Here is a 24,825-nt window from a genome sequence, read left to right as displayed (position 1 = left end):
ACTGCGGCGGATGGAACCAAAATCGCTTTTGTGTTAATCGGTTCTTTTCCGATACATTTCCAAAATAATACCATAGTCTTTTCGTTTAAGCCACTTGAAGTTAAGAACAGGGTTCTCATAAACTTAGTCCTCTTTTAATTTTTCAAATTTACTATTTATATACCTACTCACGATAGTTCTCCTCCTTAATTTTATTTATGATTTTGGTTGTCGAATAATCTTTCCGTCTTTTTATTATATGAACCAAAGTTTTACTATTTTGGGCAGCAACAATCTCATTATAATAATCAATTGCGCTTTCTTCTCCAATAGTAAAGCAATCTGGTTTCAATATTTCAAAATATTTACAGACATCATCTTCATCAAAGACAAAAACAGCATCCACAAAACGTAATGCTTGCAATATTTTGATACGCTGATTCTCTGGAACAACTGGTTTCGTATTACCTTTTAATCGTTTTACAGAATCATCAGAATTTACTGCTACAACCAAATAGTCCCCACAATTCTTAGACTCTTCTAAATGACAAATATGTCCGTAATGAAGTAAATCAAAACACCCTGATGTTAGCACAATTTTTTTATTTTTATTCTTATCGCGTAATAAACGGAGTTCTGATTCTTCATTTATTATTTTTGCAACTTTCATGTATCACCTCTATTACATTCTTATACTTAAAATAAAAATTAAATTTTCTATGTAAGATGATAAAACATCAATTCATACCGAAATAATCCCATAATGTTAGTTATTTTGTTTTTTTTCAATACAGCTTACCATTATTATCACTATTCCGCGAGTATTAGATGACCTTAAATTCAATCTCTCCTTCTTGTATCTAACAAATATATTCTACTACCCCTGTTGTTTTTACTTTCTAATATACTTTTATGGTTAACTCATTGAAATCTACTATCAACAAAATCCAGCATTAAATTCTCTTCTCAGATTTTCGCACTACCATGCACATTTTTATAGAAATTATCAATACTATCTATTTTTTGTACCATTAGAAGTATCAATCCTTGTTCTACATTTCTTATTGCTACTAGACTTTCGTAAAGATGTTCTGTTTTGCTTTTTCAATTTTTTATTCATTTTTTGAAGTTTTTTATATGCATCTTGAAACTTTTTTTTCTTTTCATCTGTCAATCCAATTTTGGAGTAATAATAAATATTCATCCACTGCTCGGCCGTGATTAACGTATATGAATTTGAAAGACTAATTCTATTGGCTTTTCCCAATCTTTTGATTTGCTCATTAGAAAATAAAATAGAAAGTCTCTCTTTAGCAGTCTCTCCTTTAATATTAGTGTAAAAAAAAGCCACTAAATCTTTATAATTTTGAAGATCATCACCACTCAATCTATCATCCCATAACTGCATATGAAGCATAACTGTATCAACATTAGGCGAAGGAAAAAAATCGCTCCTTTTAAAACTATGTGTAATTTCTACCTTATATTGTGCCTTTATTATAGCAGCACGAAAACCTTCATATTTTTGTAATGGAATACCGCAATTCTTTTTAGCTGCCTCTCTTTGAATTATGATATTTATATCTGATGGTGGATTTACATCGTCTGTTAATTTCCTAATAATATCCGCTGTTATCTGAAAAGGAATATTGGAGAATATTTTATATCTGCGATTTAAAGGCAACTTATATTTTAAAAAATCACCAAATATATATGTAACATTATCATGACTGTGATATCTTACTAAATTATTATATAATTCTTGATCATATTCAACTGCAACAACCTCTCCAGCATGCTGAGAAAGTACATCTGTTATTATCCCTTTTCCAGGACCAATTTCAATAACATAATCTGTTACATCAATATTTGACTTGCTTATTAAACGTTCTACCAACTTTTTATTAACCAAAAAATTTTGTGAATATCCAAGATTTTTCATCTAATCGCACCTCATTCTCTATTTATTTTCATAACTATATACGAGTAAGCCCTAACGTTGCATAAAAAACAGCCCCTGTAAAACGATATATAAGTAAAGTGCGCCAATAACCTATTCTTTCAAACACGATGAATGACCATTGTAATTTCTTAAAAAATGTACAATTACTTTAAAATATTATATATCTGATCTTTACCTGAATCATTTGCTCACTATTGTTGTATCTATTTTCTTGCATAGACCATTTTTTTTGGGCACATACCAGTCTCACGGAACGACTGTTGCACATTTTCTAAAACATAGAAGACAAAATATTTTTACTCTATAGAATTCTTTCAAAAAATATAATTTGCATTTGTCGATGGCTTTATTATACTATGACCGCTTACTTATGGGAATAGATGAATTGTAAACTTGCTGGTGAAAATCGCTAATGACAGTCGGTGTTCGTTCTTTGCTTATCGGTCAAAGCGAAATTTGAACAGCGCGGCGATTAGCTTCTGTTTTATATGTTCCTCAACCTCGGCGCTGACTTTCCCGTGTACTTTGGAACAGTATCGGATATATCCGACGTAGTGGGAAAGAACGGTGTCGATTGCGTCCGGGTCGCCCTCATGCGCCTTGACGATTGTTTCATAGGGGAGAAGTTTACTCATAGCGTTTTCCCTCCATGAGCCGCCGGAGCCGCTTCAAGGCAAGCTGGATATGCCGCCCTGCTGTGCTGCGTGTCCGTCCGATATGTACGCCGATCACCCGCTGCGGCTGGCGCAGGAAATAGTAACGGAAAATTTCTTCCTGTGTCTGCTCTGGCAAAAGGGCAAGGGCGGCGGCGAGTTCCGCATGGTACAGAACGGCGGTCTGGCCGCAGGCGGTAAAAAGATATTCTTCAAGCTGCTCCGGCTCGGCAAGCTGGACAAACTTCTCATTCATCAGATAGTCAAGGGAAACTTCCCGTTCCCACCTCCGGCGCAGCTTCAAAATTATATCTATGGCGGCGTGACGAATGACAACCTTGCAAAAGGCGTTAAAGGTGTACTGGATATGCACTTTGTAGGCTTCATCTTCGGTCATGGAAATTCCCCCTCTCTGATAATAGTGCGGGGCGGCAGCACTCCTTGCTGTCGCCCCTTGATTGCCTACCAGCAAAGGCGGGCGGGGCTGTCAACGGCGGCGCGGTACGCGCCGTTCATCTTGACCGTTGACTGGCTCGGCTGGCTTTGCTATGACAATATAGTTATTTCCAGTGCTTTAATTGCGAAAGGTACAAATCAAACTGATTACGTCTGGTTTCTTCATCTGCGTTATCGGGATTTGGCATATTCGCAACCAGATAATCCAATAAAGATTCCTTGGATTGATATGCAAATTTCCCATTAGCATAGCACCATTTACAATAGTCCTCGTTATAGCTTCCGTCTGGTTCTCGGCTAATCAGACCATCTTCATTCAATGGCATTCCGCAACACTGACAAACAAGTTGCCGTGGAGAACCCAGAAGCGTATTGATTGACACATCAAAAACTCGTGATAACAGTTTTAAGGTATCTGTATTTGGCTGCGTTTCGCCTGTTTCCCAGCGACTAACCGCCTGTCGGGTAACTTGCACACGTTCAGCCAGTTGTTCTTGCGTAAGGTTGTTTTTCTCGCGTAAATTTTTAAGAATACCTTGTATTTCCATGCCCGTCCCTCCTAAAGGTTGTTTTTACTCATTATAACTTCAAAATGGGGTTTTAACAAGCAACTCGCTGTTGCTGCGGAATAGTGGGCTGCTGTCTATCAATTCTTATGTGTTACTTTATGGCACATGAGCATTCGCACCGGGGTTGTCGTTGCCGTAACCTTCCAGCAGGTTGATGACACCCCAGATGCCGAGACCAGCGCCCAGAGCGATAACGAGGGTCTGAAGAACGGTGATAGCCTGATTGAAAAATGCCATAAATTATAGTTAGCCGGAATCATTTGAAAAGTTTGATTTAGTCATTCATAGGCATACAAAAGCCGGAACAATCGGCACCCGGTTTCCGGGGCCTGATTCCGGCTGTCCTCCTTTTTTCATTATTTTTTGGTGATTGTCCGCTTTGTACGCCGATGGCCCCATCCGGGGCGGTTGAGGCGGGTAGATAAGATCACTCCTTTCACAGCGGAACAGATTTACACGCCCTCTGCGTCTACTTCATACACATCGTAGACCTCGTTGGGCTTGAGCTTGAGCCGGGTGGACAGGAACGCCTCGATGTCAAAGGCGTTCTTGGGGTCCGCGTCGGCGGTGTACGGGTAATTGGGGTGCTTGGTGATGTCGTACTTGTCCGAGAGGAAAGGCCGCACACCGCGCAGCTGGAGGATACACTTGCCGCCGTCCATGACGGCCAGTTCATCCTGGCTCATAAGCTCTTTGCCGAGCTTTTGGTAGTTAAGAGAATGGGATGTCTCGCGGCCCCGGCTCTCGCCGGTGTTGTAGGTGTCGATGGTCTCCTTGCCCAGCACGGCGGCCAGCTCCTTGAGGGTTGTCGGCTCTTTGCCGCCCAGGAAGATGGAGGTATCCATGTTGCCGATGATGGTATCGGCGTTGTCCTTGTAGATAGCTTTGAGCTGGGACTGTGCTTGCAGCACCAGGCAGGCGGAAATCTCACGGCTTCGGATGGTGGCAACCAGCTTTTCCAGCCGAGGGATCTGTCCAATATTGGCGGCCTCGTCAATGAGGCACCGCACATGGACCGGCAGCCGCCCGCCGTACACATCGTCCGCTTTTTCGCAGAGCAGATTGAACAGCTGGGTGTAGCACATGGAGATCAGGAAGTTAAAGCTATCGTCCGTGTCGCTCATAATCAAGAACAAGGCGGTTTTCCGGTCTCCCAGGGTATCCAGCTCCAGCTCGTCGTAGGCCGTGACCTCCCGCAGCTCCGCGATGTCGAACACGGCAAGGCGCGCACCGCAGGAAATCAGGATGGATTTTGCGGTTTTGCCCGCAGCCAGCTTGTACTTTTTGTACTGACGGACGGCGAAGTGGTTGGGCTTCTCTGCCTCCAGCGCGTCAAACATCAGGTCCACGGGGTTCTTGAACTCCTCGTCATCCTCCCGGACCTCCATCGCGTTGATGAACTCGATGAGGGTGGAGAAATTCTGTTCCTCCACCGGGGCCTCGTAGTGGATATACCCAATGAGGGCGCAGTACAAAAGCGTCTCGGCCTTAACCCAAAAATCGTCCCCGGCCTTGCCCTCGCCCTTGGTGTTGGCGATCAGCGTCGTGACCAGTTTCAAGATGTCCTTTTCGGAGTGGATGTAGGCAAAGGGATTATAGTGCATGGACTTCTTGAAGTTGATGGTATTGAGGACTTTGATCCGATAAGGCTCATAGATGTCCTTGCCGTGCTTATCCTTCATGGGCTTGCCGTCCTTGCCCAGCTTGGGTGTGCCGCGCTGAAGCATTTTGCCGCACTCCACCAGGATGGTGCCTTTTGGGTCTGTCACCACATAGGAGCTGTGCATCTGCATCAGGTTCGGTTTCAGCCAGAAGCGGGTCTTGCCGGAACCGGAGCCACCGATCACCAGCACATTTTTGTTTCTGGCGGTCTTGGGGTCCTTGGGGCGGCTGTTCATGGTCAGGCTCTCGGTTTTAGTCAGAATCACATTGTTCTGGAACACCGGGTCGATGTAGGGTGCGATGTCCTCATGGGTGCCCCAGCGGGCGCTGCCATACTCCATACCGTGCCGGTACTTCTTGGCGTTCTTGCTTTTGAGATACACGGCCAATCGCAGGCCAGCGCCGCAGCACAGCCCCACCAGCAGGTCCAAAGGGTGCAGGCTGGGCCACCAGCTGGCCAGCGCCACCGGCAGCGTGGAGAAGAACGAAAGCATTTTTGCCGAAGCGTCCGCACCCACGGCCATCCGCCATCCTTCACCGAAGTTGGTTGCGAACAGCCCCATCAGGATATAGGGCATATTCAGCAAAAGGAGCTTTTTGATGTCAAGTTGCTTTTTCATCTTCATCGTTCCAGCTCCTTCCGCTTGTTCCGGTCCACAACGGCGTGTTTCACCAGCTCTTTGAACTGGCTCAGCTTTGCCAGCACGGACGGACGCTCTGTTTTCTGCGCCTTTCTGACCTTCTTGCCGGTGTACTCGGTAAAGGCAGCGGTCAGGGCATCCGCATCGCGGCCTTTGAAAAAGATCAGGTACTTGGGCGGGGAGCTGCTGCGGTCCTTCTTCACCGCATAGTCAACGCCGTATTTCCGGGCGATCTTTTCAAACTCCTTGATGGAGGGGTCGGTGATCTCGATGTTGGAAACGCCCTGATTCTGGCCGATCAGCTGCTTCACCGTCTGTTTGCCGTGGGGAATCACGGGGGTATCCCGGCTTTTCTGCTTTTGCAGCTTCTTTTCCTTGCGGTGGGCAAGGTACTTGGTGATGGCGGCCTTAAACAGCCGCCCGGTAAACTTTGTTCCGCTGACTACCAGCGTCAAAGTCCTGTTTTCCACTTCCTCCTGCATAGGTCATCGCCTCCTTTCCACGGATTTTGCAGGGGTGGCGCTTGATACTAAGGCGGGACCACCAGCCGCCGCAGCAGGTATTTCATCATGGCAGGCTCCTTTCAACGCAGCTGATCGGAGCGGTCATAGTACAGATGTCCCTGGCGCACCTTGGCATGGCTGAGAATCTTGATGTGGCCCTTTTCCTGGTTCTCCAGGCTTTTCTGGTATCCGGCCTCCGTCAGAAACAGGCGGGTCCGTTCGCCTTTCCAGCCCACCGGCGAATCGTGGGTCAGCACATCGAAGATAATCATGTGCCGGGTGTCCTCGGCAAACCGCTCCAAATCCATGTACTCATGGCCGTGGTAGTTCTGCGCCCCGGCCTTGAGCCGCATTTCCTCCATCAGCTGGCCCACGGTCTTACGCTCAGGCATGGCGCGCACCTCCTTTCCCGCGTCCCTGGCCTTTCACAGTCAGGATACCGTCCAGGGTGGTAGCGGTGATCCGCAGGCGCTCAGCGGTGGCGATGTCATTCTTCACGGTCTCGTCGATGCCGTGGCCGCAGACCACCAGCACATGGGACCGGCGCAGATAGTCTCGCGCCATATCCAGCCCGTCCTTGTGTTCCTGGGGAATCTCGTCCTTGAGGAAGGTGGACAAGAACAGAACCGGGCAGATGGGCGAATACCCGGCGTCGTACACCTGGCGGCAGTAGGTGGCAGCGTTCTCGGCGTTCTCATACTGGTTGTTGCTCCAGGGAGCCGTAATGTAGGCAAGAGGTCGTTTCATGGCAAAATCCTTTCTCCCGGTATTGCCGGGCAACAGAAAAGCGGCTGTTTACCAGCCGCCTGTGTTCATATCGTGATTGACTTGTACGGTGTAGTGATTGCTGATCGTGGTGGGCGCGTTGAACAGCACTGCAAGCAAATACTGTTTCATATTGCGGACCTCCGTGGTGTTTTTCTGCATACCGTCCATGACAAATCGGATATGCTCGCTATCCAGCTTCAAGAACCGGGAGCGCACGACTTCATGGGGAAAGTCGCTGCCAGCGATCCGAGTGGTTTTACGTTTGGCACAAACGGTCTCCACCATCAGCTCCACAATCTCGTCCAGGTCCTCACGGTAGGTCGAAAACTCTCTGCACAGATAGTCATACTCGATGTTCTCCAGAATCAATTCCCGATAATTTTCTATCTCTGAGACAGACATCGCATCCCTTCCTTTCCGTTCCGGCAGCTGTGCTGCCGCTGTTTCCCGGAAGGGAATGGAATCGGTACTTGCTCCATGAGTATTTTGTTTTTGAGTATTTGGTTTCTCTATATTTAATTCTGCGGGCTTTTCCGTATCCGGTTTATCCAGATACGGGTTTTCCGTATCTGGTGAAGCCGTATCTGGTACAGCCGTATCCGGCCTTGGCGTTTCTGGCTGCCTGGGCTGGGGTTTCTCATAAATCACATACTCGGTGTCGCTGATCCGGCCTTGTTGGTCCCGCAGCTGGTTCCGCACGATGTAACCGGCGGTTTCCAACTCCCGCAGCGCACTGCCGATGGCATCAACGCCCTCCTTGCAGATTTTCGCAAGTCCACGGGTAGTATAGTTCCAGTCATCAGGCAGGGATAACATCATGGAAAGAAGCCCCTTTGCCTTGAGGGATAGTTCGTGGTTCCGCAGGTGATGATTGCTCATCACGGTATAATCTTTGGTCCGTTCAATGCGAAAAACGGCCATTGACTTCACTCCTTTCTAATTTTAGGGCATGAAAAAAGCCACAATCCTTCGTGAAAAAGACTGTGGCTTTCAGCTGTTTTTGTTGTTCTGCCAGGGCCGGTAAGGACGCTTGTACTTCGGCGGATGACTGAACATCGGCTCATGCTCCGAAAACGGGAGGGTCTGCAAAACCCGGTCAATGTCGGTGGATTCCATATCATACTGGGACTGGCAACTTTCCCGGATGGCATCTTTGATGCTCTGGACAGTACACATATTCATTCCTTTCCTTTCGTAGTGATAATGAGTTTACGGGTGGCGGCGGCGCTTGTCCGGTTTGAAGTCGAGCACATGGCCCTCGATCACACGGGCATACCGCTTGATTTTGATTTCCCGACGCTTCTGGCTTACGAGGGCGGCCTGATACCCGTCCTCCGTAAGAAACAGCCGCATATCATCGCCGGGGCAGCCGTAGGAACAAGGGCGCTGAACGGAAAACTCGATCATCCAGCGGGTGCTGTCCTGAAAACGCTCTACGGCCAAGATATTGTGTCCTTTCAGCTCACGGGCTGAAATATCCCTCATAGGCGGCTCCTTTCATCGTTCCTGGTCTCTCTGGCGCTTCTTCTGCCACGCCTCCAGCAGTTTGATAATGGTTTCCTGCATCCGCTGGGGCGTATAGCTTTTGGGGAAATACTTCCGCAGGGTGTCGGAGGTGAAAGTCACTTTGTCGAGATCACTTTTCTTTTCCTCACCCATGATGACGCGCATCATATCGAGGGTCAGATGTCCCTCCTGGCTGTATTTCTTGAGTCGCTGAGCCTGGGAGAGAGAGGGGGTAGCCTGTTCGCTGTCCATCGCGTCCAGCAAATCCCGCTGTTCTTCTTTTTTGAGAAAGGACAGCTCATAAGCCGGATTGAGGGCGATTTTCTTTTCATCGACCATATCCAGCAGTTCGGGAATCAGCTCCGTCAGGCGGATATAGCGCTGCACCTGGTTCCTACTCGAACCAGCCTGCTGCGCCAACAATTCATCTGCACGCAACTTCGTCCCAAGTTGGGACGAAGTTAAGTCCCCCCGTGCGCCTTGGTGTTTCATAGCCTCCAGCTTCATCTTGTAAGCAAAGGCCCTTTCGCTGGGGAGCAGGCTTTCACGTTGTAAGTTGCTGTCCACCATGATGATAGTGGCAGCATCATCGTCCAGGTCTCGGACAATGACAGGCATGGTTTCTTTCTCGGCCAGCTCACTGGCCCGGTGCCGCCTGTGACCGGCAACCAGCTCATAGCCGCCCTCCGGGTCCGGGCGGGCGATCGCCGGAACCAGAACACCATACTGCCGAACGCTGTCGGCGGTCTCCATCATGGCCTCGTCATCCTTGACTTTGAAGGGATGCCCCTTAAATGGGTGCAGCTCAGACAGCGGAATTTCCTGTATCTTCTCCAGCTTGGCATCCTGGCGGCTTTCCTCGGTGGAAAACAAATCATCGTATGGAGCCAGCTCTACTTTTTTCGCGCTGCTTTTCAAGTTTTATCACCTCCTTGGTCAGATTCTTATAGCCCTCGGCCACCTTGCCATTAGGGTCATGGGCAAAAATGCTTTTGCCCTCGGCGCTGATCTCCTTTGCCCGGACAGAATGGGGAATCTCGGTGCCGAACACCTTGATTTTGCTGCCATAGGTCTCCCGCAGCAGGGCGGCAATCTCCTTGGCGAAGTTGGTGCGGTTGTCCACCATCGTCAGCAATATGCCGTCGATCTGGAGCTTGGGGTTGATCTGCCGCTTCACCTTGTTTACGGTCTGGAGCAGCTGTTCCAGGCCCTTGGCGGGCAGGTACTCCGCCTGAACGGGGATTATGACCCTGTTGGCGGCGGCCAGGGCGTTGACCGTGAGCATACCCAGGGATGGCTGGCAGTCAATCAGGATATGGGAATACTGTCCCTTGAGCGTGTCCAGATACTGCCGCAGGATGGTCTCTCGGCTCATGGCGTTCACCAGGGAGACCTCCATGCCGGAGAGCTGGATGTCTGCGGGCATCAGGTCAACGCCCTCCGGGTGGTGCAGGATACCCTCGCCGGGGCGCAGCGGCTCGTCCATCAGGATACGGCCCATCGCGTCGGACAGGGTAAAGGGCAGCTTGTCCGGCTGGGGGTGGCCCAGGCTGATGGTCAGGCTGCCTTGCGGGTCCCCGTCGATCAGCAGCACTTTCTTTCCGGCCTGCGCCAGCCCAATCCCCAGGTTCGCGCAGGTGGTTGTCTTGCCAACGCCGCCTTTCTGGTTGGCGATGGCGATGATTTGCGTGTTCAATGACTTCACCTCATTTCTGAATTGTTCTATGGCTTCTGGAAATAGAAAAAGCCGCCACTTCAAAAATTGAAAGTGACGGCCTTTTCTTATCCCGGAATGAAATTCCCCGGAAACGCAAAAAGCGCCCAGTAGAAAATACTGAGCGCTTGGCGATTAGATTTATTCTCTTTTGTTCAAATTAGGTCAAATTCAGACAAACCGTTTTCACGAAAAAGGTCTCTTGGAGATGTATAAATAAACATCCCCTTGGCATCCCAAAATCGCGTCTCGGTTGTCCTATTTTTTAACCCATAAGCCCTCTTTTTGGGGTGGTTGTCCACCATTTAACCCATAGAAAACGGGTTAAAAGAGGCTTCGTTCTGTCAAATTGCGTCAAACCATTTGAAAAGGAAAAACCCCGGAAACCGCGTAGTTCCGGGGTTTTTGACCACTTTTGATAAAGTTTAGCGCTTGGATAACTACAAAACATTGATTTTCAAGGACTTTCGGGGATTTTGTGTCATGTTAGTGTAATGTTCAAAGTTATCTAAAATTCTTAAAATTTCAGAAAGGATTGAACATCCCCGGAACACCTCGGATTGCGATTATAACACATTCATTTCCATTGTGCAAGCCCATATAAGCCATATATAGAAGTTTTTCAGCAATACGCCTATAAACTATCGTCTAATATGTAAAGGCTTTATATAAGCTCAAATCAACGTTTCTTTATCACACAAACCAAGATAGCAGATAACAGGCAAAGAACCGCCACCTGATACCATGAAGCCTCGTTCTGCTGTTGTGGTGAATCTTCTGCTTCCTGATCCGGCGTTCCGTCCTCTCCAACATTCACATTGACATTCAAGGTCATACCATCCGCCCCGGTGCTGCCATCCGGTGCTTCCACTTTGATTGTCTGTTCTATGGGTTCGCTGCTTCCGCTGCTTCCAGCGGGAACAACGATTGTTTGAACAGATTCCCCACCACCGGAAGGTTGCTGATCCTGCGCATAGTAATTATTTACCGTGGAAGTGTTATTGGAATCATTGATTTCTTCACGCCGGGAATTGTCCGTAGTAGTGCTATGGGTTGAACGGTCTGAATTATCCGTTGAACTGTTTGAATTTGTGGTTGTCGTGGTTGTGTTACTGTTATTACCAACGGACGGTTCAGAAGGTGTTGCCGGGGTTGTTGGTTCTTCTTCATCCGGTGTTTCCGGCTCTGTGCCGGGTTCTTCCTCTGTCGGCTGCTCCGGCTGCGATTCATCCGGTTCTTCTGTTTCCGTGGGCTGTTCCTCTGATTCTGCGGGTTCTGTCGGCTCTTGTTCTTCCGGCTCTGTAGGTTCAGGCTCCGTTGGTTCGGTTTCTTCCGGGATTTCCGGTTCAGGCTGCTTATATTCATAGTCCAGCTTCAAAAGCGCATTTTCGGCTGCCGGGTCAACATCCGGGATAAAGATACCTTGTTCAAAATCATAATCGCACACCCAACCATGAACAATGATATTATCTTCTGCAAAAAGTTCATTCAGCCTTTCAAGGCTATCTTGAAGATCAATCGTTCCACCAATACCGTTCCCTATATCCGCACCACCATAAGGCGTTACATTGTTATATATTTTTGAATTGCTTATTTGAGCATACGCACGATTTGCAATTCCACCGCCATAATTTCCGGCACGATTTTCCGTTATTACACATGAATCAATATAGCATTTGGACGATCCATAAACCTCTACTGCCCCTCCCTCACCTAACGCAACTCCATTTTTCATAGTACACTGATTCAAATGTACAATAGAATCCCCTCTAACGGCAAGGTGTCCGCCCGCTACGGCATTATTATCTATAAATGTGCAATTTTCAAAAGTACCTTCACCCGCTTCAACTCTAACTGCCCCGCCAATACGATTTCCACCGCCTGTTCTTTCAGGATCGCCACAATTTTGGAATGTGCAATTCTTAAAGCTAAAATCACCTTGCAAGGTTATAAATGAATAATATTGATTATCCATCCATGCACCGTCAAAAATCATATTTTGAAAATCCACCCTCACACCATTACGAGTAATCAAACGGCTGTTAGGGTCTAATCTTGTTATAATAATCTTCCCATCAGGAACAGGAAGATCATTTGAAATTTCTATTTCATGCAATAGTATAATTTCATCCCCTTCATCAGCCCTTTTTATTGCGGATTCTAATTCGTATGCGTTTGATACCATTTCAAAATTAGATTCCGTTTCTGCCGCTGATATTCCTACATTCACCCCCATAATCAGCACAAGGCAGATCGTCATCGCAATAACCCTTAAAAGCTTCTTTTTCCTGTTCATCTTTTGAACCTCCTGATATAAATAGTTTTGCCGCCGTAAGGCGCAAGAATATTATATCAGGGCTTTATATAAGGCTCATATAACGGTTTTTTGTACGTCCTTGATAATTTATACCACCCGGAATAAAGGCATAGAAAAAGCACCCTTGAAAATAAACTTTCAAAAGTGCTTCTTATCTGTCAAGCTGCCAATTCTGCCAACCGGGAATATGCCATCACGAACCATTCAAAATCTGATTCTTCCATCCGTCCCATACTCCAATGATTCCAGTACCGCCATTGTGAGAAAATCGCATTGCCTAAAGTCTGCAAGTCAACCTGATCCATGATCCGCTTGAACGCTTCATTGTCCTTGAACACATCCACGCCCGGAAAGGCTCTTTTCATGGATTCCCCGCAATCCATCACAAAGCCCAAATCCGCAAGCCCTTTCCCGATAAAATCCATATCTTCAAAGAACCCAAAGGGAATATTGGCGTGGTTTCTGTACATCTGTTCCCATACCAACGCAAAAGCCCAGATTCTCTTATTGTCAGCTAAAGGGGCTTGCTTTATCGGGCTTCCTTCCGGCTGCTGAATGGTTATTCTGTCACCGTCAAACGCAATCTGCACTTCCCGCCGTTCCGGGTTTAGCCCCATACGGTCAACCCATGTTTTGGGAAGGGATATTCTGCAAGTATATGAATTACGGCTTGCGTTGCCCCCGGCTTTACCAAACATCACATTTGCTTTCCTGATTTCCATTCAATCACCCCTTTTGAAAAGTTCAATCTTATATTGAAATTATAAACTATTGGACACCAATAGTCAAGACAAAGAAAAAGCCCCCGGATATTGCACCGAAGGGCTTTCCCGCATTTTCAGGGATCAGTCATGCACCCCTTCCGCCATGCTATCAATCGCTTCATTTACACCTTCTGTCAGCCCGGAAATAACGCCGTCCAAATCCATTCCGTTAGAAATGTTGTTCTGCATACCGGACTGATCTATATTGATTTCAGCGGTTGTAAATCGGTTTATCGCTTCTTGCTCTGCAATATCACGAAGATACTTCAAATCTTCTTCTGTAATATCCATGCTGTCAGCGATTGCTCCGGTGTTCCCGGCAATATCATCCACACCGCTTCCGATACCACCAAGCCCGCCTAAATCGCTGCCGTATCCGCTAAGATCGGCATAGTCACCAGCACCCGGAACATTGGTATCAAACAGGGAAGAAGGATCGAAGTTTGCAATGCTTTCATCTATTCCTTCACCGAACGAATATCCAGCGGAAGCTGCATCTGCATAATCAATGTAATCCATCTTTTGGACGTATTCCACCCAACCGGATTCATCTTTCACAGCCTGCTGCGCCTGTTCAAGCCCTGCATAAAAACTGTCAAGACCACTTGTAATATCAACCGTAACACCTGGAATTTTATTCAATAATGTTTCTATGGCACTTGCAAGGTTCCTGATATATCCAATCACGGTTAAGCACATATCATAGAACGCTACCTTTATTGCAGCAATCGGATCATTAAATACATTGCCCAAGAAGTTTACAAATGTGGCAATCATATTTTGAACCGGCACAATGAACGTGTTTATAATATGCGCCCCAAGAACAGCAAATGCCCCGGCAATGATACCCGTTGCAGAAACGGAAGTCCCGGCAAATTTATTCACCGCCGCAACTGCCGCATAGAATAGGGCAATCAGGGCGATAATCAAAATGATAATCCAAGTGATAGGACACGCCAGCAATGCGGCATTAAAACCATACTGTGCGGCGGTTGCTGCTGCCGTTGCGCTTGCTTCTGCGCCTGTGGCTGCCGCATGAGCATAAGAAGCCACGCAAAGAATAATTTTTCCGGCTGCACTTGCCAGTTCTGCCGCTTTTGTGATTGCCAAGTATGCCGCATATATCGCAAGTGCGCCGATGATCCCCCAAATAATAGGGCTGATAATCGACCAGTTTTCATAGGCGAATGTTCCTATTGCCCCTATCATATCAAATATGCTTGTAACAATACCCGCCAAAACAAGCATTGCTTCCTGTGCGCTCATTATAAAGGCGTTAAACGCTTCACTATTTGCAAAATCGTTCATCCTGTTCAAAACAGTTTGAAATGCCATCAATGCGGTATTTTGGAAAGATTGCCACACTTGCCCGAAGGTTTTAGGCATGGTTTCAAATTTTGCATTAGTTTCATCGGCGGCATAGAACATAGCATTTTTAATGACTTCCGCTGTAACAACACCTTCCGAAGCCAGTTCCTTAATGTTGCTTGCGTCAATGCCCTGTACTTCCTGCAAATACCGCTGAATATCCTGAACGATAATGGAAGCGTTATCCATGATTGCGTTTAATTCTTCCCCTTGCATAACGCCAGCCGCCATTGATTGGGTAAGCTGCAACATTACGGAATCAATACCTGCCGCTTCTGTTCCGGCATTTACAAACTGCTTATTCAGAAGTTCAGTAAATGCAATCAGTTCATCATTGGAAGAAAACGCCTGTGAAGCCTGCATCCCCAATTTAGAAACCGCATCGGCGGTTGCCAAGTAAGAACCCCTTGCCCTTTCTGCTGATAGGAATATTTTATTCTGCAAATCTTCCACGCTGCCGCCATCGTCAACAATCAAATCTAAACGGGCGGTTGTCTGTGTCATTGTATCGGATAACCCAATAATTTCACCTATCGTTTGAATACCCGCATAAGCGGCAACCATACCTTTGATAGAATCCATCAGGTTATTAGCACTATGAACACCTTCATTGATTTCACGGTTAAACCGCCCTTGTTCATCAACATTATCACGAATATATCTTTCTGTTGTGCTGACCGTCTGCGACAATCTCATATAAGCACTATTAGCGGCTGAAACATCCATTTGCTCCATAGCCGAATTCATTTCATTTTGTGCCTGTATCGCCTGATCTAATTGAGATCGTAAGCCTTCCAGTTCCGCATTTGCCCGATCCGTCCCCATATTCAGCGGATTATTTTCAATAGCCTGTATGCGCTGCTGAATACCCTGAATCCGGCTTTGCATGGTATTCATATCATTTACCATATTCTCCGGGAAAACGCTTGTATGGGCTGCCTGTGTACCGCTCAACTGCTCCAACATGGAATTTGCGCTTTGCACTTCCTGTTCAAAGCGTTCAATCCCTGTATTGGTAAATGTAGCCATACCCGGACTGCTCCAAGTAATACCCGTGTTTTCATGGGTAACAGGTTCAGACAATGCCGCCCTTGCTTCTTCTATTGCCTGAACCGCCTGATTCATCTGTTCTGTAATATCATCACCGATTGAACTATTGATAGGCTCATTCATTACACCCTGCATATTCTCCATAGCAGAAACGCCCATACTTACCGCATGGATAATATTCATCATGGGGGCTGTAAAAGAATCATATAATTCAATCGCTGTTCTGATAGAAGCCATATTTTTCACCTACTTTCCATAGATATTTTTTGATTTTCTCTTTCAATGTGGATTTGGGATGATTAAGCAAATATGCCTGTTTTATACACCGTCTTTTTATTTCCCATTCCATGACATTTAGATATAAACGCTCATACCCATCCAATACAGCTTTATTGTTCAGGTTTTGAACTGAATCCTTTAATTCCGAATCTGTACGCTGTATAATTTTTAGCATGAAGCTTTTTAACATAGGGTAAAATTCAGAACCCTTATTTATAACCATAGTCCCATCATCTTTCAGACAAGCATATTCGCAATTACATTTTGCGTCAGGGACGAAGCGCAATTCTTTGATCCATCCTTCCTTTACCCATTGGAAATTTACCGCCCAAAGGTCATGGGCAATTACTTCAATATTTGGATTCACTTTTGTAACCTCTCAATCTCCGCTTTTGTGCTTTCCAGTAAAGAAATACAAGGTTTCAATTTCATCTTCATAATTTCAAAGTTACAAGTGCCTAATTCTGATTCCATTTTATGAATATTGTTTAATGATTCGGTTATTTTGCGTGTAATGGCGGTGTACTGATTGAATTTTTTTCTATCTGTGGTATTCGCTCCCATTTCCAAAAGCTGATTAATTTGCCGGGAATGTTCCAGCATAACATCCATCAATAATTTTTTCCGTTTATCCATTTTTCTTCCCCTTTCTTTTCTTTTCTTTGAGCGGTAACACACGCCGGAATCATTCACGCTTATCAGCTTCAAATCCGGGTATTTCAGCATTACCGCAATTTCCGCTTGTGTCTTATAGGCGGTCACTGTGCCGCCCATATATTCAAAAATGATTTTATGTTTCTGCTGCACTGGATTCACCGTCCTTCTGTGAAGCAAAGTTCAAAACATTTGAAAATAGTTCATCAATGTTTAGTGACTGCTTAATGATTTTTTCATCCTCTCTGATCCCATGTTTCAAGCGGGCAATTTTTTCTTCCTGCTCAATCCGCCGCAAGGCTATATTTTCCACCGAAGAACCATAATACTTGAAGGAAGAAAGCCCGCCTTTATAGCCTCTTGAATAATCGCACCCATAGAATAAAGCTGCTTCCTGAATTTGTTCCTTTTGGCTTAATATCCGTAATGCGCTATTCCTGATCTGTTGTATGCGTCCACGGGATAAATGCAGTTCATCCGCCAATTTTTCAAGGGATTTTGAATACCTATACTGACCGGAAATAACTTTGCTTTTTATATCGCCTAATTCATCAACGATTTTCCAAATGATTTTTTCAAAGTGTTCTTCCGACAGCCGTTCAACGGTTTCTTCCTCAAAATTTACCGGATCAGCTATGGTTTCTTCAAAAGTCAGATCATCAGTGCCACCAATATAATCATCAAGGCTTACAGAATTCATTTCTCTTAATGCCCGTCTTAAATCGGCAAGCTGCTTTTCCGTTATTTCTAAAGCCTTACAAATTTCAGCTTCTGTTGGCTCTTTCCCGGTGCTATGGCAAACTGCAATGTACTTTTTATATGCTGAAATTCTTTCCTGCATATAAACGGGAATTCTTTTACTACGCCCGTTATTATCTGTATATCTTTTGATAACTTGTTCTATCCAATATGCAGCATAGGAAAGGAACTTTGTACCCTTATCAAATTCATATCGCTTCACAGCTTCATATAAGCCTAAATAACCTTCCTGCAAGAGATCATCCATTTCAGCCTTAGAAGAATATTTCTTTGCCACCTGATAAATGAAGTTCCGGTTTTGCAAATAAAGCTGTTCCATATTATGGGCGGTATCAATTCCAGCTTGTACCTGTTCAACCAATTCTTCATTTGTCATTTGCTTCAAATCTCCGTTTCATATCGTCATAATCGGCTTTAGCACGAACCACCAAAGAAATCATTTTATCAATGGTCTGTTGGCGAATTCCAAGCTGTTTGCAATGGGCGATCCGTTCAAGGCTTTCACGGATAAGTTTTTCTTGATCCCTAAGTGCTGCTTTCTGTTGAATCGTCATATACACCCTCCTACCAAAACAGGGCTGCGGGACGCACCCACAACCCCATTCTGAACTTATTTCAAAGAAGAAAGGATCAATTCGCCATCCGTTGGAATGTGTCTTGTAAACAGTTCGGAAAACTCATTTTCCAGTGTTGCATACATCTTCCCCAGTTCCTTCATAGTGTCCGGCAAGGTAAGATAGAAGTAAGGCACATCCGGGGTGATAATAACCGGGGTTGCGCCCCCATACATAGAAACTGAAAATTTGAATCCGGGAATACTTTCAATATCTTCAACTTCTTTCAGCCTGTCCAGATATTCAACAGCGGAAGTATTGATACCCATATATTCAATCAGGGTTTCATAAATCGCTTCATCATAGCCAATTCCGGCAAGTCCCGCTTCTGGTACATTCCCTTTTGCATAAATCACATCATGGATCATCTTCATATTCGTGTAGGAATGTTTCAGCGGTTCCATAATGCTTTTAAGAATGTCAGGTGTAAGCTTGAAGCCCACCATATCAATGACCTTCAAAGCATTTGCAACATCTTCTGTATGCGATTTCCCATCATTGGGAAGCGTAACCTTATATTCATTGCAAAACTTCCTTGCGTTTTCTCTGAACAGCTTTGTAAGGTTATCCACCTTTTCCTGCAAATCAGCTTTAACACCCTTTAAGTTTTCGTTTTTTCCTTCCGGGGTGAATCTCCAATCAAGCATCATTTCACACCCGGTTTCCTGCGCTTCTTTGACTTTATCCTGAAAATTCTTGATAATGGCTTCCGCCCTTGCAGCGTAGCTTTCATAAGTTCTTTCCATTTTTTAATTCTCCCTTCAATTTCTTACTGTTCTACCAAAACAACGTGACGGGCTTCTTTGCCCTTTGGTGCGTCATATATTTCCCCATATTCGACTTTCTGACCGCTCACCGGATAAACCCCGGCGAAACTCTCAATAGCCGATATATGAAGGAAATAATCATTGCCATCTTCCCCGGTGATAAACCCATATCCCCGCTTTGTGTTAAAAAACTTGATTTTACCCTTCATTTTCATCTGTCCTTTCCTCTGTCCTTTCCTCTGAACCATTTTTCATCTTTATACCGTTCAACAAGCTGTTCAATGCTCATTGAATTGTAATTCTGAATCAAATCCTGTAACGCCGGATCATCAAATCCCGGAAGCTGCATATTCGGATTTTTAATGCTTTCCGCCAATATTTCCTGAATCAACGGAATATATAGCGATAACCATTCTTTAGGTTTTAATATCAGTTCAACAAATTTCTTCCTATATTCTGATGAACCCAACAAATAAATTATAGGATCGGTAGGAAGATAAAGATCATCGGACGCAACAGCCATATCATCAATAATAATGACCGTATTCTTAGTAACGCCGGGAACGCTTATCAAATAATTTTCGGCTTCAAACATTGATTCAAAGAATAACCATCCTTTTTTAATATTCGCCGTCCGGATTCTCCCATCATCTTCAACTCTGAACACGATAACTCCGATATGCTCTTTGATTTCCTGCATTGCTTCCAGCTTCTTCAAACGGTTTGCAATCGCCATCTGTCCAACTCTGCGTTTAATCACCTGTCAACCTTCTTTCCATTTCATCCAGCCTGCGGATAATGTTTTCATTCTCATATAGAGCGATGCCCAATTCAAGGATTGCCCTTGCAGCAGATACCCTTGAAGAATCCGTTGCCGATTTATCTTTTGCCACTTCCCGCAACACTTCCAGCGATTCCAAACAATATCCCTGCGCTTTCTGCATGGTTTCTTGAAAAATGCTGTTTTTGACCTTCTGTAATATCTCCTGAAAGTCTTTATCTTTTTTCAGGCGGTAAATGGTTGTAATAGATACACCGGATTTTTCAGCGGCTTCTTTGCTGGTTGGATAGGTTAGAAGATTTAAGGCGATAAGTTCTTTATTGCTTCTTGTCATATTACACCGCCTTTCCTATTCCAGCATCTTAATTCTACTATATATTGTGTATTTGTAAAGTTATATAACAATATATTGTACTTTTGTCTTAAAATGATAAAGCCAGGATCACTCCCGGCTTTTGAGAATCTTATATATTTGCGACTGCGAAAGTTCATATTTCTTTGAAACTTCCAAAATGCTTTTGCCTTTCCAAACATCCTGACGAATCGACCAATTCCGATCCTTAATGCTTGTGAAGCCATTTCCGAAAACTGGAATATGTATATCTTCCCCCGGCATTTGAAAACACACTTCACGAAACAATTCATCACCGATAATCGCCCGTAAACGGTTCAAAACAACTTCATTTCTGTTCAATATTTCACCCGCCTTTTGTTTTGAAAAGTTAATTTCAATACACTTATTACACACGCATGACACACGGAAGCCACCAAAACCGCTATTTTCGGGACTTTCACAGTTACCCTTGTGATAATTCCAATGTTCAAAGTAGCTTGAAAATCCCGAAAACATTTCAAAACGGTTCAGTACCCGCCATCACACCCGGTTCTGAAACATCCGGTTTGTATCATTCAGATAATCGCAAGCTGCTTCCAGCATAGGCAGAATACAGATTTCCTCACCCGGATCAGCGTCCTTTTCCAAGGCAAAAATCAGGCTTTGCAGAATAGCCCTTGCTTTCATGTTGTTTTCATCAATCTTTGTGATCTGCTGTTCGTTCATAGTCAAGCCCCCTTAATCCTGATACATAGCCGTTTCAGCGGCTTTTCTCTCTGCTTCATCCATCCGTTCAAGGATTTCAACCGTATTATGATAGGTCTGTTCAATCATGCACCCATCATCAACATCAATAAAAAACCTGCAATCTAAGCGGCACTTACCGCCTGTAATCGGGCAATATCCGCCTTCAACTTCTGTTTTCTCTGTAAAAATCACATCATTCATAATCATTTTCCTTTCTGCTGTGCTTATAGAAACCAACCGTTCCTTTTGTTCCTTTCATTCCCTACACTGAAACAAAAGGAACAAAAGAAATAGTGGTTAGTGTATATCACACTTTTTCAAATTTATGTTTGCTTGCTGCTGTACCTTTGCTGATTTCAGTATGAAGAATACTATCCTCAAACAGAAAACCGTTGATTTCCGCCAGTTCTTTACCCAACTTTTGAGAAGTCAAGCTGATAGGCGTTCCATACTCCTTGCTTTTATCAATGATTGCCTTACAAAAGCCCGTCCATGTACCGCCGTTTTCTTCCAACAACTTCATAATCGTTTTCCGGGTGTTCCCCGTCAAATATTCAGCCCGCTTAATCTCTAATTGTGTTCTTGCCATGAAATCATCGAAAGAATCCGACTGACGCATCCATTTCCCACGTTCTTTATTGAAGATAAGCGGAAATTCTTCATAGGACACATCACGCCCGGTTACGCTCATTTTTGTAACATCATCACCCCGTTTCTGCTTTGTTAAAACGATCATATCATCAGCAGCACCCGCAACGCCGTAAGTTCCAGTTATATTCACAAAGGGATCATCTGGATCAATGCCCTTCCGGGTGTGCGTTACAAGGACAACCGCTATTTTATGCTGATCTGCGAATTTTTTTATCTCTCCAGCTTCACGGGAATCTATCGCATAAGCTGATTCATTCCGTCTTGCTTCCCCGCGAATCTTTATGAAAGTATCAATGATAATCAGCTTTGTTTCTGGTTGCTCTTTCAGAAATTCCGTCACTGACTCAAGGAAGCCTTTATCAAGCGTTGCACTATCAATCCCAAGGTTTAACCATGCTGGAAAAGGTTCTGTTCCAAGAATTTGTGAAATCCGCTGTTTCAATCGATCATTCCTATCTTCCAACGCCAAATACAGGACTTTGCTTTTATGGGTTTTGAAGCCAAGAAAATCACATCCCATTGCCACGGATAACCCCATATCAAGGCAGAACCACGATTTACCATACTTCGGCGGACTTGCCAAGATCACAAGCCCTACGGGTACAAGCCCTTCAATGATAAATTCAACTGGTTCAATATCCATTTGAAATAATTCAGCAGCGTTCAATGTATTCAACTTCGGTGTTTCAACTATTCCTTTGAAGGTTTCATCCCGTAGAATGATATTCAATTCCTTATCAGGAAGTCTATTTTTAAAGATAAAGGCGTTAGTATTCGTTAGAACCCGCCTTATCTGTTCTTTGGTGAAGCGCCTATCGTGTGATAAGAAGATTGCCATTGCTGAAAGCCCGTTGTTACGTCCGCCTTTATCCTGCTGCCATAGTTCCGCCGTTGTATTTACCGGAAGAAGTTCTTTCGGCACTTCCTGATATTCTTCATCGGCTAAGATGTCATATATCGGCGGGAATCGGTCAACACCATGTACCCGTAAGGGGATATAAGTAGAACCGCCATGAATATCAGCTATAAAACCAACGGCAAGTTTCTGATCCTCTGCGGATAATTTAGTGATTTCTCCTTGCTCATTTTTCCAAAATGTATGTAAATGCCCATTTGTTGGATTTTTTAGCACCAAACATCGCCAAGCGTTCGCCTTTGCCATTTCAAGGAATTTTTCACTCATTTCAGCATCATCAAAGCTAATATCTATCATGCCATCCTTCAAAACCGTCCCGAAACAAGGGTGTTTGGACGCTTCTTCAAAAGATAGTATTTTATCTTCCCCTTTGATTCTTTGCCCGGAAGCGGGGCTTTTGCCGTCCCCTTTGGAATTGCCTTCAACATAGGTTTTGAACAATTTATCGTTGCCCTTCCATTGGCTCAGCACCTACAACGCCCCCTTTCCTGAAAAATTTTATCTTTAACACTTCATCCTGATATGGTTTACTTCCGCAAATACCGCTCATATATTTCCATCACGGAATCGGAAACGCCGCTTTTATAAACCTTGCGAATGTCAACCACAACTTCATCTTCCAGAAGTTTCAGTTTTTCGATCAGGTCATTTCTGTTACAAGCAATGTTGCAGCACCGCTTGCCAGCGTATTCAATACGATACTTCATGATCTATCCGTCCTTTCTTCAAAATTTGGTTTGCTTTCGGAATCCCTATTCAGTTTCAATGATTTCAGTTACAGGCACATTCAACGCCTTTGCAATCTTTCCGATTGTCTGCGGTCTTGCAGCCTGAACCCCTTTTGTAATACGGGTAATCGTCACCTGTGACACGCCGCATTTTTCAGAAAGTTCCTTTGAAGAAAACGCCTGATTCGCCATTGCAATCTGCAATTTTTGAAGATTAACCTTCAATCTGTTCACCTTCTTTCTCTTTATGATCCGCTTATCACTTCATCCTGATTTTCGGTCATTCGTCCCCGTTGGTGTTGCAGCACTGACGGGAAAAGTTTTATCTAAGAAGAATTACCGGATTGCCTGAATTTCTTTTTTGGATCATCTGATTGCATACAGCAACCAATTCTGCATACTGCTTATAATTGATAAATTGAATTTTTAATCCCAAGTTCAGGCTTTTCAAGAACTCGTTGAACTCAAATATTTGAAATCCATTTTCCAGCGGAAAAATGTAATCATTTCCGCCTGCTCTTACACAAGCGGCAGGATTTCCTTGATTGCTATAAATTCCAAGAGTAGATACCGCTTTTGCCTTTGGGAAATCTTCAGAACAGATAACCCTGATTGTTTTGCTCTGTCGAACAGCCGCTTCAAATCTAATCACTTTACACATCATTTTTTCTTCCTTCCTGCATAAGATTTCAAAATATGTTCTATTGCCTTTTTGGTGGCTTCAATCTTTGCCATATCCGGCTGATTGTCCAGTTCCCGGATCAGAACCACTTGCCCCCATTTGATTTCAAGCTTCCAGTGTTGCCGCACATCTGCCAGCTTCATAAAATTTCCGATGAAATAGCCGTTTTCATCACAAGCGGAATAGCGAAATCCATTGATACCCCGCCGAACTTTTATAATAGTCACTTGAAACACCGCCTTTCTTGTGATTAGCATTATGCTTATCTAATAGCATAATATCACCGTTTTGCTAAGTTGTCAATAGCAAAATTAGCGTTTTGTGAATTTTACTATTGCTAAATTAGCGTTTTGGGTGTATTATAGATTTGTGAAAGGGGGTGAATTTATTGGGATCATTTGCCGAAAGGCTTATCAACGCCCGTGAAAAAAAGAATCTTACCCAAAAACAATTAGCCGAAAAGTTAGGAATAACCCCTACCCGCCTAAATTATTGGGAAAAAGGCAAAAGAGAGCCTAACATTGAAATGATCGGAAAACTTGCTGAAGCACTTGATGTTTCGCCGGATAGCCTTATGGGATGGGAATATTATGACAGGCAAAACGCCGATCAAATCAAGACAATTCATAAATACTTGAATTTCAATGAATTTCTTGAACAAGCCGGATACATTGTGAAAGAAAATATACTCAAATGGCATTGGGAAGATGAAGATGATCCTTTCCAAAGGGTACAAGTCCCCGATGAATGGGAAATTGTTCTATCCAAGGATGGGCATGAAGCAACTTTCACGGAAAAGGAATTTGATGATCTTCAATCAAGCGCAAAAGCCTTTGCTATTGCCGTGATAGAAGGTAAATTTTTCAAGAGAGTTGTTGAACAACAAAAATAAGCCGCTTCCCGCTGCAACGGAAAACGGCAAATAAAAAGAAATCCCCGGCTGCTGCAACAGTCAGGGATTCCGAAAGCAACCAATTCAAGAAACCTGCAAAGAATCATG

At 44.5% G+C, this 24,825-nt stretch carries 34 protein-coding genes and 1 pseudogene; 1 reads left to right on the top strand and 34 read right to left on the bottom strand.

Annotated elements, in window-relative coordinates; all coding sequences use genetic code 11:
* Positions 1-163: 163 nt before the first annotated feature.
* From JCM17207_RS10430 to JCM17207_RS10265, 34 genes and pseudogenes are all read right to left on the bottom strand, one after another.
* Positions 164-649 carry an adenylyltransferase/cytidyltransferase family protein gene (locus JCM17207_RS10430; protein ID WP_052465172.1) on the bottom strand — a complete coding sequence of 162 codons (486 nt, stop codon included), beginning with the start codon at positions 647-649 and terminating at the stop codon, positions 164-166.
* A gap of 342 nt (positions 650-991) precedes the next feature.
* Positions 992-1,921, bottom strand: coding sequence for a 23S rRNA (adenine(2058)-N(6))-methyltransferase Erm(52) (erm(52), locus tag JCM17207_RS10425; RefSeq protein WP_002571018.1), 930 nt, complete (start codon positions 1,919-1,921; stop codon positions 992-994).
* A gap of 458 nt (positions 1,922-2,379) precedes the next feature.
* Positions 2,380-2,577 carry a helix-turn-helix domain-containing protein gene (locus JCM17207_RS10420; protein WP_002571019.1) on the bottom strand — a complete coding sequence of 66 codons (198 nt, stop codon included), beginning with the start codon at positions 2,575-2,577 and terminating at the stop codon, positions 2,380-2,382.
* The gene (locus JCM17207_RS10415; protein WP_002571020.1) at positions 2,570-2,992 is read right to left on the bottom strand and encodes an RNA polymerase sigma factor; all 423 of its coding nucleotides are present in this window, start codon (positions 2,990-2,992) and stop codon (positions 2,570-2,572) included. The genes JCM17207_RS10420 and JCM17207_RS10415 overlap by 8 nt, the downstream gene beginning before the upstream one ends.
* 163 nt (positions 2,993-3,155) lie before the next feature.
* Entirely contained in the window at positions 3,156-3,599 is a 444-nt protein-coding gene (locus tag JCM17207_RS10410) for a zinc ribbon domain-containing protein (RefSeq protein WP_002571021.1), read from the bottom strand.
* Positions 3,600-3,728: 129 nt separating this feature from the next.
* Positions 3,729-3,857 (bottom strand): annotated as a pseudogene (locus tag JCM17207_RS10405) (Maff2 family mobile element protein); the annotation flags it as partial.
* Between the two features lie 215 nt (positions 3,858-4,072).
* Positions 4,073-5,902 carry a VirD4-like conjugal transfer protein, CD1115 family gene (locus tag JCM17207_RS10400; protein WP_026649524.1) on the bottom strand — a complete coding sequence of 610 codons (1,830 nt, stop codon included), beginning with the start codon at positions 5,900-5,902 and terminating at the stop codon, positions 4,073-4,075.
* A gap of 2 nt (positions 5,903-5,904) precedes the next feature.
* Complete coding sequence (locus JCM17207_RS10395; RefSeq protein ID WP_002576352.1) at positions 5,905-6,405, bottom strand: PcfB family protein; 501 nt, start codon at positions 6,403-6,405, stop codon at positions 5,905-5,907.
* A gap of 101 nt (positions 6,406-6,506) precedes the next feature.
* On the bottom strand, positions 6,507-6,818 hold the full coding sequence (locus JCM17207_RS10390; protein ID WP_002576353.1) for a DUF5720 family protein: 312 nt from the start codon (positions 6,816-6,818) through the stop codon (positions 6,507-6,509).
* The gene (locus JCM17207_RS10385) at positions 6,811-7,173 is read right to left on the bottom strand and encodes a DUF7768 domain-containing protein (protein ID WP_002576354.1); all 363 of its coding nucleotides are present in this window, start codon (positions 7,171-7,173) and stop codon (positions 6,811-6,813) included. The genes JCM17207_RS10390 and JCM17207_RS10385 overlap by 8 nt, the downstream gene beginning before the upstream one ends.
* Positions 7,174-7,221: 48 nt before the next feature.
* Complete coding sequence (locus JCM17207_RS10380) at positions 7,222-8,115, bottom strand: DUF6017 domain-containing protein (RefSeq protein ID WP_002576355.1); 894 nt, start codon at positions 8,113-8,115, stop codon at positions 7,222-7,224.
* Positions 8,116-8,184: 69 nt separating this feature from the next.
* Positions 8,185-8,376, bottom strand: coding sequence for a hypothetical protein (locus tag JCM17207_RS10375; RefSeq protein WP_002576356.1), 192 nt, complete (start codon positions 8,374-8,376; stop codon positions 8,185-8,187).
* A 27-nt stretch (positions 8,377-8,403) separates the two neighbouring features.
* The gene (locus JCM17207_RS10370; protein WP_002576357.1) at positions 8,404-8,679 is read right to left on the bottom strand and encodes a DUF5720 family protein; all 276 of its coding nucleotides are present in this window, start codon (positions 8,677-8,679) and stop codon (positions 8,404-8,406) included.
* Positions 8,680-8,691: 12 nt separating this feature from the next.
* On the bottom strand, positions 8,692-9,618 hold the full coding sequence (locus JCM17207_RS10365; RefSeq protein WP_002576358.1) for a ParB/RepB/Spo0J family partition protein: 927 nt from the start codon (positions 9,616-9,618) through the stop codon (positions 8,692-8,694).
* The gene (locus tag JCM17207_RS10360; RefSeq protein ID WP_002576359.1) at positions 9,575-10,396 is read right to left on the bottom strand and encodes a ParA family protein; all 822 of its coding nucleotides are present in this window, start codon (positions 10,394-10,396) and stop codon (positions 9,575-9,577) included. The genes JCM17207_RS10365 and JCM17207_RS10360 overlap by 44 nt, the downstream gene beginning before the upstream one ends.
* A 697-nt stretch (positions 10,397-11,093) precedes the next feature.
* Complete coding sequence (locus tag JCM17207_RS10355) at positions 11,094-12,710, bottom strand: right-handed parallel beta-helix repeat-containing protein (protein WP_238317575.1); 1,617 nt, start codon at positions 12,708-12,710, stop codon at positions 11,094-11,096.
* Positions 12,711-12,889: 179 nt separating this feature from the next.
* A complete protein-coding gene (locus JCM17207_RS10350) occupies positions 12,890-13,453 on the bottom strand; it encodes an AbrB/MazE/SpoVT family DNA-binding domain-containing protein (RefSeq protein WP_238317574.1) in 564 nt (187 codons plus the stop codon).
* A 123-nt stretch (positions 13,454-13,576) separates the two neighbouring features.
* Positions 13,577-16,150 (bottom strand): tape measure protein, encoded by a 2,574-nt coding sequence (locus tag JCM17207_RS10345; protein WP_238317573.1) that lies wholly within the window; start codon positions 16,148-16,150, stop codon positions 13,577-13,579.
* Positions 16,125-16,559, bottom strand: coding sequence for a hypothetical protein (locus JCM17207_RS10340; protein WP_238317572.1), 435 nt, complete (start codon positions 16,557-16,559; stop codon positions 16,125-16,127). The genes JCM17207_RS10345 and JCM17207_RS10340 overlap by 26 nt, the downstream gene beginning before the upstream one ends.
* The gene (locus tag JCM17207_RS10335) at positions 16,556-16,999 is read right to left on the bottom strand and encodes a hypothetical protein (protein ID WP_238317571.1); all 444 of its coding nucleotides are present in this window, start codon (positions 16,997-16,999) and stop codon (positions 16,556-16,558) included. The genes JCM17207_RS10340 and JCM17207_RS10335 overlap by 4 nt, the downstream gene beginning before the upstream one ends.
* Positions 16,983-17,981, bottom strand: coding sequence for a sigma-70 family RNA polymerase sigma factor (locus JCM17207_RS10330; RefSeq protein ID WP_238317570.1), 999 nt, complete (start codon positions 17,979-17,981; stop codon positions 16,983-16,985). The genes JCM17207_RS10335 and JCM17207_RS10330 overlap by 17 nt, the downstream gene beginning before the upstream one ends.
* A complete protein-coding gene (locus JCM17207_RS10325; protein ID WP_238317569.1) occupies positions 17,971-18,159 on the bottom strand; it encodes a hypothetical protein in 189 nt (62 codons plus the stop codon). Before JCM17207_RS10325 ends, JCM17207_RS10330 begins: the two co-directional genes overlap by 11 nt.
* 56 nt (positions 18,160-18,215) lie before the next feature.
* Positions 18,216-18,965 (bottom strand): hypothetical protein, encoded by a 750-nt coding sequence (locus JCM17207_RS10320; protein ID WP_238317568.1) that lies wholly within the window; start codon positions 18,963-18,965, stop codon positions 18,216-18,218.
* Between the two features lie 23 nt (positions 18,966-18,988).
* Positions 18,989-19,201 carry a cold-shock protein gene (locus JCM17207_RS10315; RefSeq protein ID WP_238317567.1) on the bottom strand — a complete coding sequence of 71 codons (213 nt, stop codon included), beginning with the start codon at positions 19,199-19,201 and terminating at the stop codon, positions 18,989-18,991.
* Positions 19,198-19,722: a hypothetical protein gene (locus tag JCM17207_RS10310; protein ID WP_238317566.1), complete on the bottom strand. Its 525-nt coding sequence runs from the start codon at positions 19,720-19,722 to the stop codon at positions 19,198-19,200. The genes JCM17207_RS10315 and JCM17207_RS10310 overlap by 4 nt, the downstream gene beginning before the upstream one ends.
* A 16-nt stretch (positions 19,723-19,738) precedes the next feature.
* On the bottom strand, positions 19,739-20,101 hold the full coding sequence (locus JCM17207_RS10305) for a hypothetical protein (protein ID WP_238317565.1): 363 nt from the start codon (positions 20,099-20,101) through the stop codon (positions 19,739-19,741).
* A gap of 108 nt (positions 20,102-20,209) precedes the next feature.
* Positions 20,210-20,617 carry a Mor transcription activator family protein gene (locus JCM17207_RS10300; RefSeq protein ID WP_238317564.1) on the bottom strand — a complete coding sequence of 136 codons (408 nt, stop codon included), beginning with the start codon at positions 20,615-20,617 and terminating at the stop codon, positions 20,210-20,212.
* A gap of 24 nt (positions 20,618-20,641) precedes the next feature.
* A complete protein-coding gene (locus tag JCM17207_RS10295) occupies positions 20,642-20,827 on the bottom strand; it encodes a hypothetical protein (protein WP_087256756.1) in 186 nt (61 codons plus the stop codon).
* A 12-nt stretch (positions 20,828-20,839) separates the two neighbouring features.
* Positions 20,840-21,049: a DUF3237 domain-containing protein gene (locus JCM17207_RS10290; RefSeq protein ID WP_238317563.1), complete on the bottom strand. Its 210-nt coding sequence runs from the start codon at positions 21,047-21,049 to the stop codon at positions 20,840-20,842.
* A gap of 106 nt (positions 21,050-21,155) precedes the next feature.
* Entirely contained in the window at positions 21,156-22,886 is a 1,731-nt protein-coding gene (locus JCM17207_RS10285) for an AAA family ATPase (protein WP_238317562.1), read from the bottom strand.
* A 56-nt stretch (positions 22,887-22,942) separates the two neighbouring features.
* A complete protein-coding gene (locus tag JCM17207_RS10280; protein WP_238317561.1) occupies positions 22,943-23,122 on the bottom strand; it encodes a hypothetical protein in 180 nt (59 codons plus the stop codon).
* A 45-nt stretch (positions 23,123-23,167) separates the two neighbouring features.
* The gene (locus JCM17207_RS10275; protein ID WP_238317560.1) at positions 23,168-23,368 is read right to left on the bottom strand and encodes a helix-turn-helix domain-containing protein; all 201 of its coding nucleotides are present in this window, start codon (positions 23,366-23,368) and stop codon (positions 23,168-23,170) included.
* Between the two features lie 97 nt (positions 23,369-23,465).
* Positions 23,466-23,795: a hypothetical protein gene (locus JCM17207_RS10270; RefSeq protein WP_238317559.1), complete on the bottom strand. Its 330-nt coding sequence runs from the start codon at positions 23,793-23,795 to the stop codon at positions 23,466-23,468.
* A gap of 8 nt (positions 23,796-23,803) precedes the next feature.
* A complete protein-coding gene (locus JCM17207_RS10265; RefSeq protein WP_238317558.1) occupies positions 23,804-24,082 on the bottom strand; it encodes a hypothetical protein in 279 nt (92 codons plus the stop codon).
* Between the two features lie 131 nt (positions 24,083-24,213).
* On the opposite strand from JCM17207_RS10265, the gene JCM17207_RS10260 reads away from it, so the two are divergent.
* Positions 24,214-24,717 (top strand): helix-turn-helix domain-containing protein, encoded by a 504-nt coding sequence (locus JCM17207_RS10260; protein WP_158099385.1) that lies wholly within the window; start codon positions 24,214-24,216, stop codon positions 24,715-24,717.
* The last annotated feature ends 108 nt before the right edge of the window (positions 24,718-24,825 follow it).

Origin of the sequence: Faecalibacterium gallinarum (genome assembly GCF_022180365.1) — a bacterium.
GTDB lineage: Bacteria > Bacillota > Clostridia > Oscillospirales > Ruminococcaceae > Faecalibacterium > Faecalibacterium gallinarum.
The sequence above is the reverse complement of the archived record's forward strand: the minus strand, read 5'-3'. Positions and strand labels throughout refer to the sequence as shown.